Source organism: Stappia taiwanensis, assembly GCF_014635285.1.
Lineage (GTDB): Bacteria > Pseudomonadota > Alphaproteobacteria > Rhizobiales > Stappiaceae > Stappia > Stappia taiwanensis.
The window spans coordinates 42,141-54,586 of the sequence record NZ_BMCR01000009.1 but is presented as its reverse complement, the minus strand read 5'-3'; the positions used below and the strand labels follow the sequence as shown (position 1 = coordinate 54,586).

Below are 12,446 nucleotides of genomic sequence, written 5' to 3'. Positions count from 1 at the left end.
GTGCGCGCGCCCCGCAAAGATACCGCGTATGTTCCGGGAAAGGTAGGGGATTTCAAAGGCGCGAAAACGGGGAGCGCAAGGCGGGGTTGAGGCAGGGTGTCGCAGGGCGGAGGAATTTTTCCGGAAGGGCGGATGTCGCTACGTCACCTTGAGTCGGAACTGTTCGACAGCGAGGAATGGCTGTGTCACACTCACGTCGTCAAAAGCGAATAGGCAAGGAGGTTTTCCATGTCACTACAGTCGCATCTCGTCGAGTTGCAGAAGCGTCACTCGGATCTTGAGCGGAAGCTGGAAGAAGCAATGCGTCATCCAAGTATGGACTCGCTTGCCATTGCAGATCTCAAGCGCCGGAAGCTTCAACTCAAGGACGAGATTACTCGGCTGGGCGGCGCTAAAACCGTGCATTGAGCGATTTGCACTGACAAACTACCGGCTTCCTCGGAAGTCTGCTGACGTAAAAGCCGCGGCATTGCCGCGGCTTTTGTCGTTTCATGGGGGCGGGGACGCGCCGGAGCCGAGGGGCGTCCGGCCACCTGCGTCAGCTCTCGCGCGCCATTTCCCGCAGCACGTATTTCTGGATCTTGCCGGTCGAGGTTTTCGGCAGCTCCGTAAAAATGACATGCCGGGGCACCTTGAAATGGGCCAGCCGCTCGCGGCAGAAATCGGTGATCTCCTTGGCGGAGACCTCCGCTCCCGGGCGCAGCTCGACGAAGGCGCACGGGGTCTCGCCCCATTTCTCGTCGGGCCGGGCGACCACGGCGGCGGCGACCACATCCGGATGCCGGAACAGCGCGTCTTCCACTTCGATGGAGGAAATGTTCTCGCCGCCGGAAATGATGATGTCCTTGGACCGGTCCTTGAGCTGGATATAGCCGTCGGGATGCAGGACGCCGAGGTCGCCGGAGTGGAACCAGCCGCCGGCAAACGCCTCGTCGGTCGCTTCCCGGTTCTTCAGATAGCCCTTCATCACCACATTGCCGCGGAACATCACCTCGCCGAGGGTGTTTCCATCCGCCGGCACCGGCTCCATGGTCATCGGATCGCGCACGCTCAGGCCGTCGAGGGCGACGTAGCGCACCCCCTGGCGCGCCTTGAGGGTGGCCTGTTCCTCGGCCGGCCGGGCATTCCACTCGTCCTTCCATTCATTGACCACCGCCGGTCCGTAGACCTCGGTCAGACCATAGAGATGGGTGACGTTGAAGCCGGCCTCCTTCATTGCCGCAAGCACGGCCTCGGGCGGCGGGGCGGCAGCGGTGAAGAATTCGACGACGCGGCCGGCGAGGTCGCGCTTGTCCGCCTCGGGAGCATTGAGCAGGGTGGTCATGACCACGGGAGCGCCGCACAGATGGGTGACCCCCTCGTCGGCGAGCGCGTCCCAGATCGGCTTGGGCCGCACCTGACGCAGGCACACATGGGTGCCGGCGACGATCGAGATCGACCAGGGGAAGCACCAGCCGTTGCAGTGGAACATCGGCAGGGTCCACAGATAGACCGGGTGCTTGGCCATCGAGGCGGTGAGAATGTTGGCCTGGGCCAGCAGATAGGCGCCGCGATGATGATAGACGACGCCCTTGGGATTGCCGGTGGTGCCCGAGGTGTAGTTCAGCGAAATCGCGTCCCATTCGTCCTCCGGCAGCGACCAGGCGTAATCCGGGTCGCCGGAGGTGAGGAAGGCTTCGTAATCCTGTGAGCCGAGGCGCTCGCCATCTTGCGGGAATTCCGGGTCGTCATAGTCGATGACCAGCGGCTTGACGGTGGCCAGCGCCAGCGCCTCCTTCATCACCGGGGCGAATTCCCGGTCGGTGATCACCACCTTGCTCTCGGCATGGTCGAGCTGGAAGGCCAGTACCGTGGCGTCGAGCCGGGTGTTCAGCGAGTGCAGCACGGCGCCGGTCATCGGCACGCCGTAATGGGCTTCCAGCATCGGCGGGGTGTTGGACAGCATCACCGTCACGGTGTCGTTCTTGCCGATGCCGCGTGCGGCGAGCGCGGAGGCAAGCTGGCGCGCGCGGGCATAGAAGTCCTGGTAACTGGTGCGCCGGGTTCCATGCACGATCGCGGTGCGATCGGGAAAGACGAAGGCGGCGCGCGCCAGGAAACTCAGCGGCGACAAGGGGGTGTGGTTTGCCTGCGTCTTGTCGAGATCGCGGGTATAGGGACTGCCAGTCTCAGCCATTCATTCCTCCGGAGAACCGAATTGCCCGGTCGGGCGAGCCATCAAACCGCCAAACCCGGTAAGGATCAACCATGCGAAAGGCGTAAGGGGGCGGTCATTGAGTCACATCAAGCCGGTGACCCCGTCCCACAAGAGCTTGCAGCCGATCACCGCCACCGCAGCGTGGGTGATGCGGTAGAACAGCGCGGGCCGGGTGCGCCGGACCAGCCAGACGCCGGCCAGCGTCGCCAGCGGCGCGAGCGGCAGAAGCAGGGCGGAGGTCGCCAGATTGGCCGCGTCGAACTGACCGAGCAGGCCATAGGGCACCAGCTTGATTGCGTTCATCGCCGTGAAGAACAGCACCGATGTGCCGGCGAAGCGCAGCGGATCGAGGCGCAGCGGCAGCATGTAGATCTGGAACGGCGGGCTGCCGGCATGGCTGACGAAGCTGGTGAAGCCGGCGATCATGCCCCAGAAACGCCCGGCCCAGGGGCGGTGCGGACGCGGGGCGCTGCGGGCGGCGCCGCCGCGCAGGCTGTCGAGGGTGAACAGGATGGCGACCAGGCCGACCAGCAGGCGGACATGGGCATCGCTAACCTGTGCGGCGGTGAAATAGCCGAGGACGATGCCGACAATGGCGGCGGGCAAGAGGATCTTCAGGCTGGTGGCATCGAAGCTGCGGCGATAGGCGACGAGCCCGGCCATGTCCATGACGACGAGGATCGGCAGCATGATGCCGGCCGCCTGCACCGGCGGGATGACAAGCGCCATCATTGGCACGCCGAGCAGGGACAGCGGGCCGCCGAAGCCGCCCTTGGCCAGCCCGACCATGATCACGGCCGGGACGGCAAGGGCGTAGAAGAGGGGATCTGCGATCGGGGTCACGTGGGAGGGGTCTCGGGCGAAAGGGGGAGGGCAGGACACGGGATGCGGGAAGGCTCCAGTCCGAGCCTATACGCCCTTCGCGCAGCTCTGTCATGTTGACGCGTGTCGGTCGGCGTGCCGGAGGGTGGTTTCACCTGTCGTCCTCTTCGCCGAATGTCTTAGCCGGGCGGACTTGCCTTTCCCTTGGCGCTGGCGGCACATACTGTCTGGATGTGAAAAGTGCCAGTGTCTCCGGTGGCGGACCGACAGGCGGCGCGCTTTTCGCGGATCGCTTCGGGCAGCACGCTTCAGGGCGAAAGAGACAGACCGTGACGGCTTCGCCGATCGCGGGTCGGCAACGAGGAGTGACAGAATGCCAAGCCGTTATCACGAGGTCTATGGCAAATCGATGCGGGACCCTGAGGCCTTCTGGGCGGAGGCCGCCGCCGAGATCGACTGGATCAAGCCCTGGGACAAGGTGTTCGACCCTTCGCTCGGCAGTTTTGGCCAGTGGTTTGCCGGCGCGGAATGCAACACCTGCTACAATTGTCTCGATCGCCATGTGGAGCGTGGCCGCCCGGGCCAGCCGGCGATCATCTATGACAGCCCGATCACCGGCAAGTCGGCAAGCTACACCTATAAGGAGGTGCTTGCGCGGGTCAATGCGCTGGCGGCATGTCTGGTCGACAAGGGGGTGACCAAGGGCGACCGGGTGATCATCTACATGCCGATGATCCCCGAGGCGCTGATGGCGATGCTCGCCTGCGCCCGTCTTGGCGCGGTGCATTCGGTGGTGTTCGGCGGGTTCGCCGCACGTGAGCTGGCCACCCGGATCGAAGATGCCGGCCCGAAGGCCATTGTCGCCGCGTCCTGCGGTATCGAGCCGGGCCGGGTCGTGGCCTACAAGCCGTTGCTCGACGAGGCGATCGAATTGTCCGCGCACAAGCCCGAGGCCTGTTTCGTGCTGCAGCGGGAGCAGGCCGAGGCGACGCTGATCGAGGGCCGCGACCATGACCTCGGGGCGCTGATGGGCGAGGCGATGGCGGCCGGCCGCACGGTCGATTGCGTGCCGGTGAAGGCGACCGATCCGCTCTATATCCTCTATACCTCCGGCACCACCGGGCAGCCCAAGGGCGTGGTTCGCGACAATGGCGGGCACATGGTCGCGCTGAAGTGGTCGATGAAGAACCTCTACGGCATCGAGCCGGGCGAGGTGTTCTGGACCGCCTCCGACGTCGGTTGGGTGGTTGGCCATTCCTACATCGTCTATGCGCCGCTGCTGCACGGGGCGACCACCCTTGTGTTCGAGGGCAAGCCGGTGGGAACGCCCGATGCGGGCGTGTTCTGGCGGGTGATTTCCGACCACAACGTGGTGAGCCTGTTCACCGCGCCGACCGCCTTCCGGGCAATCAAGAAGGAAGATCCCGAAGGCAAGCTGATCGGCGATTATGATCTGGCGGCCTTCCGCTCCCTGTTCCTGGCTGGCGAGCGCGCCGATCCGGACACGCTGCAGTGGGCCGAGGACAAGCTGGGCGTTCCGGTGATCGACCATTGGTGGCAGACGGAAACCGGTTGGGCGATTGCCGGCAATCCCTTGGGGCTCGGCCTGTTGCCGATCAAGCACGGCTCGCCGAGCGTGCCGATGCCGGGCTACGATGTGCAGGTGCTGGATGATGCCGGTCATCCGGTGCCGGCTGGCACCCTCGGCAATGTGGTGATCAAGCTGCCGCTGCCCCCCGGCTGCCTGCCGACCCTGTGGCAGGCGCCCGAGCGCTTCCGCAGCAGCTATCTGGACGAGTTCCCGGGCTACTACAAGACCGCGGATGCCGGGATCATGGACGAGGAAGGCTACCTCTTCATCATGGCGCGCACCGACGACATCATCAACGTGGCGGGGCATCGTTTGTCCACCGGGGCGATGGAAGAGGTGCTGGCCAGCCATCCGGATGTGGCCGAGTGCGCCGTCGTCGGGATTACCGATAAGCTGAAGGGTCAAACCCCTTGTGGTTTCGTCGTTCTGAAGGCCGGGGTCGACCGGCCGACGGCGGAGATCGAGGCGGAACTCGTTCGCATCGTGCGGGAGAAGATCGGTCCGGTGGCGGCGTTCAAGCTGGCGATCACCGTGGAGCGCCTGCCGAAGACGCGCTCGGGCAAGATCCTGCGGGCGACCATGCGCCAGATCGCCGACGGCGATGCGTTCAAGATGCCGGCGACCATCGACGATCCGGGTATTCTCGACGAGATTGAGGATGCGCTCAAGGAACGTGGGCTGGCCGGCAGCACCTGATAGAGGGGGGAGGAACCCGCCGGCAGATGGGGGCCGGCGGGCATCGACAGGAGGCGCGGGCCAGCCTATGGTCGCGCGGCGTGGTTGCGTGCGCGGGCCGGGAGGGACCGCCCACGCAATGCCATGATCGTTCGTTGATGGGGGTGTAAGGCGGGATATTTCAAAGGCCGCCGCGTGCTTCCGATCTGATAGGAGTTGGCCCACAGGTGCTCGATCCCGGTTTTCGGGATGCGGGAGCCTTAGCCCGAGGCCACGACACAAGCGAGGGTTCCGTGTCTCTGGAGAACAAGGTAGCCATCGTCACCGGCGCAGCCGGTGGCATCGGATTCGCCATTGCCAGGCGTTTCGTGCAGGACGGAGCGAAGGTCGTCATTGCCGACCTCGATGATGCGCGGGGCGCTGCGGCGGAAGCCGAACTCGGCGCGCTCGGCGAGGTGCGTTATGTGCATTGCAATGTCGCCGAGAAGCTCGACGTGCGCAATCTCGTCGCCGCGACGCTCGACGCGTTCGGCGACATCGACATCCTGGTCAACAATGCCGGCATCGTCGTCGGCGCGGATTTTCTCGATCTGGAAGAGGCCGATTTCGACCGGGTGCTGGGCGTCAACCTGAAGGGCGCGTTCCTGTGCTCCCAGGCGGTTGCCCGGCATATGGTCGACAAGGTCAAGGATGGTGGCACGCCCGGCACGATCATCAACATGTCGTCGGTGAACGCGGTGTTCGCCATTGCCAACCAGGTGCCCTATTCGATCTCCAAGGGCGGCATGAACCAGCTCACCAAGGTGGCGGCGCTGTCGCTGGCCCCCTACGGCATTCGCGTCAACGGCATCGGGCCGGGCTCGATCATGACGGAGATGCTGGCGTCGGTGAATTCCGACCCGGCGGCAAAGGCGCGGGTCTTGTCGCGCACGCCGATGGGGCGCGTGGGCGAGCCTTCGGAAATCGCCGGCGTCGCGGCGTTCCTGGCTTCCGACGATGCCAGCTACATGACCGGTCAGACCTTGTATGCCGATGGCGGTCGTCTGCCGCTCAACTACACGGTCCCGGTTCCCGACGAGGACTGAGGGGGCTGCCCTGACCGGCCGTTGGGCCGGTCGGTCTTCAGACAAACAAAAGGGCCGGGGAAGCGATTCCCCGGCCCTTTTCGTTGGCGCTGGCGCCTCGCGGCGCGGCCTATTCGCCGGCGGCGCTTTCGGCGAGCGGGGCCGAGGCCTCGGAAGCCGCAGAAAACGCCTGGGCGCCGGTTTCGAATTGCAGCTTCGCCAGCTTGGCATAGAGCCCGCCGCGGGCCACCAGATCGCTGTGGGTGCCGGTTTCGACGATCTTGCCGCCGTCCATGACGATGATGCGGTCCGATTTCAGGATGGTGGCGAGCCGGTGGGCGATCACCAGCGTCGTGCGCTGTTCCATCAGCCGTTCCAGCGCCTGCTGCACCACGGTCTCGCTTTCCGCGTCCAGCGCGCTGGTGGCCTCGTCGAGCAGCAGCAGCGGCGCATCCTTGAGGATCGCCCGGGCAATGGCGATGCGTTGGCGCTGGCCGCCGGACAGGGTGACGCCGCGCTCGCCGATCTCCGTGTCATAGCCCTGCGGCAGGGCGCGGATGAATTCGTCGGCAAGCGCCAGTTCGGCGGCCCGGCGAATCTCCTCGGGGGTGGCGTCCGGGCGCCCGAAGGCGATGTTCTCCAGAACGGTGGTGCCGAAGACAACCGTGTCCTGCGGCACCAGCGCCATGTGTCCGCGAATGTCGCGCGGATCGCAGGTCCTGAGGTCCATGCCGTCGATCAGGATGGCGCCTTCGCTGGGGTCGTAAAAGCGCATCAGCAGATGGAACAGGGTCGACTTGCCGGCGCCGGACGGGCCGACGACCGCTACGGTTTCTCCCGGCGCGATATCGAGGTCGATGCCATTGACCACTGGCACGTCGCTGCCCTTGGCGTAGGAGAAGGACACCTTGTCGAAGCGAACGCTGCCGCTGATCCGTGCGGGCAGGGCGACAGGGTTTTCCGGAGCGGAGATTTCCGGCTCGATCCGCAAGAGTTCGGCCAGCCGCTCGGCGGCGCCGGCGGCCAGGGAAATCTCGCCCCAGACCTGGCTGAGCTCGCCGAGCGCGCCTGCGGCGAAGATCGAATAAAGCAGGAACTGCCCGAGCTCGCCGGCGGAAATGCGTCCGGTGAAGACGTCGCTGGCGCCGACCCAGAGCACGGTGACGACGCTGGAGGCGATCACGAAGATGGCGAAGGCGGTGAGCAGCGCCCGCGCAAGAATCGCAGTCCTGGCGGCGCGGAAGGCCTCTTCCACGGAGGCGGCGAAGCGGTTTCCAGCGAGCTTCTCGTTGGTGAAGGCCTGAAGAGTGCGGACCGCGCCGATGGCCTCCGAGGCATAGGCGGAGGCGTCGGCCAACGTGTCCTGTGCCTTGCGCGACCGGCGGCGCACGGAGCGGCCGAAGGCGATCAGCGGCAGCACGATCACCGGGATCGCGGCGAGGACGAACAGGGACAGGCGCGGGCTGGTGACCACCATCATGGCGGAGGCGCCGAGGAACATCACCAGATTGCGCATGGCGATGGAGGCGCTGGCGCCGACGGCGGATTTGACCTGGGTCGCATCGGCTGTCAGCCGGGAGACCATCTCGCCGGATTTGGCGCTGTCAAAATAGGCCGGCGACAGGTGCACCAGATGGGCGAAGACGTCGGCGCGGATATCGGCGACGATCCGTTCGCCGAGCGAGGTAACGAGGAAATAGCGCAGAGCGCTGAACCCGGCGAGACAGGCGACCACGGCGATCAGCACGGTGAAGTAGCTGTTGATCAGGGCCGGATCGTCGGCACCGAAGCCGAAGTCGATCATGCGACGGATGGCGACCGGCAGGACCAGCGTCGTCACGGCGGCGCCAACAAGCGCCAAGAGCGCCAGCAGGACGCGGCCCTTGTAGCGGGCGAGATAGGGCAGCAACGCCCCGAGAGGGCGGATGTCGCGGTTTCCCGAGCGTTCGGGCGAGGATGTTGAACCGTAGCGGGACACTCTGTCTCTTTCCGTTCCTGGTCAGCCTGGTGAGCAGCGCCGGGCGGGTGGCGCGGATCGTTTTCCGCCGGACCATAGCCGGTTCCGTGCGTTGGCGCCAATCGTGCGGCAGGGACAATCGGGCGCACCCCCAACGGCAATCGGGGCTCGTTGCCCCGACGTTCGGATGATGATTGCCGGTTTCCGGTCGGGGGAGGCACGGTGCAGGCACGCTGGCTCTTGTCTTGCCGGTGCATTTCCGCTATAGCCTCGCGCCTGAAGGTTTTGGGTCGCGCTCCGCATCTGGCGGACGCGGGACCCGTCGGACAGTGCATCCACCGCAATCCTCGACCTTTCGGCGCCGTTTCGGTGCTTGTCCGGGATATGCGGCATCGGTGCCGTGACAGACGCAAGACAGCAACCACAAGCGCCGCGCCTCCCCAGGGCCGGTGTTCGCCGCAGGCACGGGGACAGACGATGAAAAAAGACATTCATCCCGATTACCACACCATCAAGGTGGTGATGACGGACGGCAGCGAATTCTTCACCCGCTCCACCTATGGCGCGGACGGCGACTCGCTCCAGCTCGACATTGATCCGCGGACGCATCCGGCCTGGACCGGCGGCGACCGTCAGCTGATGGATCGTGGCGGCCGCGTCTCGCGCTTCAAGAACAAGTACGCTGGCTTCCTCGGCAACTGATCCGGGACCACAGCGTTTCAAAATGAAAAAACCCCGGTCGCATCGGCCGGGGTTTTTTCGTGTCTGGTTGTTGCTCTCTGGCGCGGCGGGGCCGCGCCGGAACCGGGAGAGGGGGTCAGGACAGGTTGCCTGAGCCGAAAGCGGCGCTGAGGGCGCTGAGCTGAGCCGCGACCGGGTTGCCGCCGGCGGGCATCTGCATGTCGTCGCGGTCGCTCTCGTGGATCATCCGGTCGAGATGAAGCACCCGCTCCTGAAGCCGCACCGACCGGTCGATCAGGCTGCGCAGGCGCTCGGGAAGCTGATCCCAGCCGGTGCCGTCACGGGTCGAGGACAGGGTGTCGAGCCGTACCTTGTTCTTCTCGTTTCCGGCTTGCTCGGGCGACATTTCGCCTTCGTTGACAGCGCGTTGCAGCAAAAGCCAGGAGGCCATCTGCATCAGCCGGGTGGTCAGCCGCATGGATTCGGTTGCATAGGCCAGCGACGGGGCGCGGGGCAGGGATTTCGATTCCACCCGGCCGTCACCGTCCAGATAGGCGGCGGTTTCCTCCACCAGGGCCATGCCATCGTGAAACAGCGCGTCGAACATGTCCGAATTGGCGAGGCGACCAGCGAAGTCGATGGTGCGATTGCTCGGTGTTGGCGAGAACGGGGTTGTCATCGGCCTCTGCCTCCTTCTGGGCGTTGTTGCGGCGCATGGTGACCGGGTTGGGTTGCCTCGGATGTCTTGCCCCTTTTGGGGGCGTCGAGGCAGGAGTGTCCCGATTTGAGCCGTCTGCGATTGCGTCGACGGCAGCCACGCAAGCGCCGTGCCAAAAGGGCGCCCTGGTATTCTGTCTTCCCTCCGGAATACACCGAAGCGGAGCACAAAAAAAGAGCCGCGACGAACGCGGCTCGAAGTCATTAACAGGGAGGCGTCAAACAGAGTGGACAGGAGCCACTCGAAATCCAGATGACTGGATACCCACAGTTATGAATTAGAAAGCTTAACAAATAGTAAATTAATAAAATTTGAATGACCTGTTTTGGGTCACCCTCTGTCGTTTCAAGAAATTCATGCAGTAAATTCCGAGCAAGTGTCAGTTGTCTTTCTTGCGAAACATCGCATCCGCTGCCGCTCGCACGCCGCCGCGCGATGCCAGCGCCGCTTCGACCCGGGCGATCTCCGCCGTGAGGGTGTCGATCCGCTCCTTCAGCTCATCCTCCGACAGCCGGGAGAGATCGCCGCCGAGCGGAAGGTCGCCGGTGGAACGGGCCGGAAAAATGTCGTCGTCCTGTGCCGCCATGGTGCGCTCCAGTGCCTTCCTTGGTCATTCCTCTTGGCAGCGAGAATGTCAGCTACGGCCCGGTACGGTCAATTGTCATCGTCGGGGCAAGCGCTTAAACCGGGAGACGATGCAGTCAGCCTGACCTTTGGGAGAATTCGATGACCGACACACCGCGCATGATGACCGCGATTGGCTACGAGACGCCCGGGGGACCGGATGTGCTGGCGCCGCAGCAGCGGCCGGTGCCGGCGCCTGCCGAGGGCGAGGTTCTGATTCGCGTCATCGCCGCCGGGGTCAACCGGCCGGATGTGATCCAGCGGATGGGCCATTATCCGCCGCCCCCGGGGGTGACGGATATTCCGGGGCTCGAGATCGCCGGCGAGATCGTCGCGCTCGGCCATGGCGTGTCGGGCCATGCGGTCGGCGATCGGGTCTGCGCCCTGGTGCCCGGCGGCGGCTACGCGGAGTATTGCGCGGCCCCTGAAGGATCGGTTCTGCCGGTGCCCGCCGGTCTGTCGATGGTCGAGGCGGCGGCCCTTCCGGAGACCTTCTTCACCGTCTGGAGCAACGTGTTCGACCGGGTGCGGCTCGTCGCTGGTGAGCGCTTCCTGGTGCATGGCGGCACCTCGGGCATCGGCACGACGGCGATCCAGCTTGCCAAGGCCTTCGGCGCCGAAGTGTTCACCACGGTCGGTTCGCCGGAGAAGGCGGAGGCCGCGCGCGCGCTCGGCGCCGATCATGTGATCAACTACAACACCACCGATTTCGTGACCGAGATCCAGAACCTGACGGCGGGGAGCGGTATCCATGTCATTCTCGACATGGTCGGCGGCGACTATGTGGAGCGGAACTGGAAGGTGGCTGCGGTTGAGGGGCGGATTTGCCAGATCGCCACGTTGAACGGCGTTGCCGAACAGGTCAATTTCTCCCGCCTGATGATGAAGCGGCTGGTCCACACCGGCTCCACCTTGCGGGCGCGCGATGCGGGCTTCAAGGCGGCGATTGCCAGCGCGCTCCGGCAAAAGGTCTGGCCGCTGATCGAGGCGGGCCAGGTGCGGCCGGTGATGGATTCCACCTTTCGTCTGTCTGAGGCGGCCAAGGCACATGCGCGCATGGAAAGCTCCGGCCATATCGGCAAGATCGTGCTTGAGGTCGCCGAGGCCTGAGCCGCTCGCGCGCGGGCGCTCGCTGCCGCAGGGGAATGGCAAATTCTTCCCTGCGGAAGCGGGATGTGACCCTGGGGCGCGGCCCGTTGCGATCGGTGTTTGATTTCAAGCCGGGAAGGGCGTATAAGCTTGGCACTTCCCCTTAAATGCGACAGACTTCGGCTTGGCTGGCTCCTGCGCGAATGGCGTGGATCCCGGCGGAGCAGACAGGAGGATTTTATACATGGCAAGCCCTCCCTTGATGCCCAAGGCAACGGCTGTCTGGCTCGTGGACAATACTGCGCTGAGCTTCGAGCAGATTGCCGATTTCTGCAAACTTCACCCGCTTGAGGTGAAGGCGATCGCAGACGGCGAGGCGGCTCAGGGAATCAAAGGCCTTGATCCGGTGATGAGCGGACAGCTCAGCCGCGAGGAAATCGAAAAGGCGCAGCGCGACAGCGGCTACCGGCTCAAGCTGCAGGAAGCCAAGACCCGGGTTCCGGAGGCCAAGCGGCGCGGCCCGCGCTACACGCCGGTCTCGCGGCGGCAGGACCGGCCGAACGCGATCCTGTGGCTGGTGCGCAACCATCCGGAGCTGAAGGATGCGCAGATCATGCGGCTGGTCGGCACGACCAAGCCGACGATCGAGGCGATCCGCGAGCGCACCCACTGGAACTCGGCCAACCTGACGCCGATGGATCCGGTGACGCTCGGCCTCTGCAGCCAGATCGAACTCGACATGGAAGTGGAAAAGGCGGCGAAGAACGCCCCACCACGGCCCGAGGGCGAGATGGTCGAGGAGACCCTGCTGCCGGTGGACGAGACGACATCGGAAGACGCGATGGCCGCGGCTTTTGCCCGCCCCGCTCCGTCGAGCCAGCCGGAAGACGAGGAAATCGATGCCGAGGCGGTGTTCGCCAAGCTGAATTCGATGAAAAATGCTTCCGCCGACAAGGATCAGGACGAGGATTGATCCCGGCTCTTGTCGTTGACGAATTCTAGGATACAGCCGCCCGGGGCACCTGCGC

At 65.0% G+C, this 12,446-nt stretch carries 11 protein-coding genes; 6 read left to right on the top strand and 5 right to left on the bottom strand.

Annotation, left to right across the window (positions count from 1 at the left end; all coding sequences use genetic code 11):
* Positions 1–228 precede the first annotated feature (228 nt).
* Complete coding sequence (locus tag IEV83_RS17625) at positions 229–408, top strand: YdcH family protein (RefSeq protein WP_181760520.1); 180 nt, start codon at positions 229–231, stop codon at positions 406–408.
* Between the two features lie 130 nt (positions 409–538).
* Here IEV83_RS17625 and IEV83_RS17620 read toward each other — a convergent pair whose 3' ends face one another.
* Both IEV83_RS17620 and IEV83_RS17615 read right to left on the bottom strand, forming a co-directional pair.
* On the bottom strand, positions 539–2,176 hold the full coding sequence (locus IEV83_RS17620; protein ID WP_181760519.1) for an acyl-CoA synthetase: 1,638 nt from the start codon (positions 2,174–2,176) through the stop codon (positions 539–541).
* Between the two features lie 102 nt (positions 2,177–2,278).
* A complete protein-coding gene (locus IEV83_RS17615; RefSeq protein ID WP_181760518.1) occupies positions 2,279–3,040 on the bottom strand; it encodes a sulfite exporter TauE/SafE family protein in 762 nt (253 codons plus the stop codon).
* Between the two features lie 352 nt (positions 3,041–3,392).
* Here IEV83_RS17615 and IEV83_RS17610 point away from each other — a divergent pair, with 352 nt between their 5' ends.
* Both IEV83_RS17610 and IEV83_RS17605 read left to right on the top strand, forming a co-directional pair.
* Positions 3,393–5,306, top strand: coding sequence for a propionyl-CoA synthetase (locus IEV83_RS17610; RefSeq protein ID WP_181760517.1), 1,914 nt, complete (start codon positions 3,393–3,395; stop codon positions 5,304–5,306).
* A gap of 272 nt (positions 5,307–5,578) precedes the next feature.
* Positions 5,579–6,370 (top strand): SDR family NAD(P)-dependent oxidoreductase, encoded by a 792-nt coding sequence (locus IEV83_RS17605; RefSeq protein ID WP_181760516.1) that lies wholly within the window; start codon positions 5,579–5,581, stop codon positions 6,368–6,370.
* 109 nt (positions 6,371–6,479) lie between these two features.
* On the opposite strand, the gene IEV83_RS17600 is transcribed toward IEV83_RS17605, so the two are convergent.
* The gene (locus tag IEV83_RS17600) at positions 6,480–8,327 is read right to left on the bottom strand and encodes an ABC transporter transmembrane domain-containing protein (protein ID WP_181760515.1); all 1,848 of its coding nucleotides are present in this window, start codon (positions 8,325–8,327) and stop codon (positions 6,480–6,482) included.
* A gap of 456 nt (positions 8,328–8,783) precedes the next feature.
* Here IEV83_RS17600 and rpmE point away from each other — a divergent pair, with 456 nt between their 5' ends.
* On the top strand, positions 8,784–9,008 hold the full coding sequence (gene rpmE / locus IEV83_RS17595; protein WP_181760514.1) for a 50S ribosomal protein L31: 225 nt from the start codon (positions 8,784–8,786) through the stop codon (positions 9,006–9,008).
* 115 nt (positions 9,009–9,123) lie between these two features.
* Here rpmE and rcdA read toward each other — a convergent pair whose 3' ends face one another.
* Together rcdA and IEV83_RS17585 are read right to left on the bottom strand one after the other, a co-directional pair.
* The gene (gene rcdA / locus IEV83_RS17590; RefSeq protein WP_181760513.1) at positions 9,124–9,666 is read right to left on the bottom strand and encodes a protease adaptor protein RcdA; all 543 of its coding nucleotides are present in this window, start codon (positions 9,664–9,666) and stop codon (positions 9,124–9,126) included.
* A gap of 418 nt (positions 9,667–10,084) precedes the next feature.
* Positions 10,085–10,291, bottom strand: coding sequence for a DUF1192 domain-containing protein (locus IEV83_RS17585; protein ID WP_181760512.1), 207 nt, complete (start codon positions 10,289–10,291; stop codon positions 10,085–10,087).
* A gap of 140 nt (positions 10,292–10,431) precedes the next feature.
* Between IEV83_RS17585 and IEV83_RS17580 the strand changes: the two genes are divergently transcribed.
* Positions 10,432–11,439, top strand: a complete 1,008-nt coding sequence (locus tag IEV83_RS17580) for an NAD(P)H-quinone oxidoreductase (protein ID WP_181760511.1) — start codon at positions 10,432–10,434, stop codon at positions 11,437–11,439.
* A 223-nt stretch (positions 11,440–11,662) separates the two neighbouring features.
* Complete coding sequence (locus IEV83_RS17575) at positions 11,663–12,391, top strand: DUF1013 domain-containing protein (RefSeq protein WP_181760510.1); 729 nt, start codon at positions 11,663–11,665, stop codon at positions 12,389–12,391.
* The last annotated feature ends 55 nt before the right edge of the window (positions 12,392–12,446 follow it).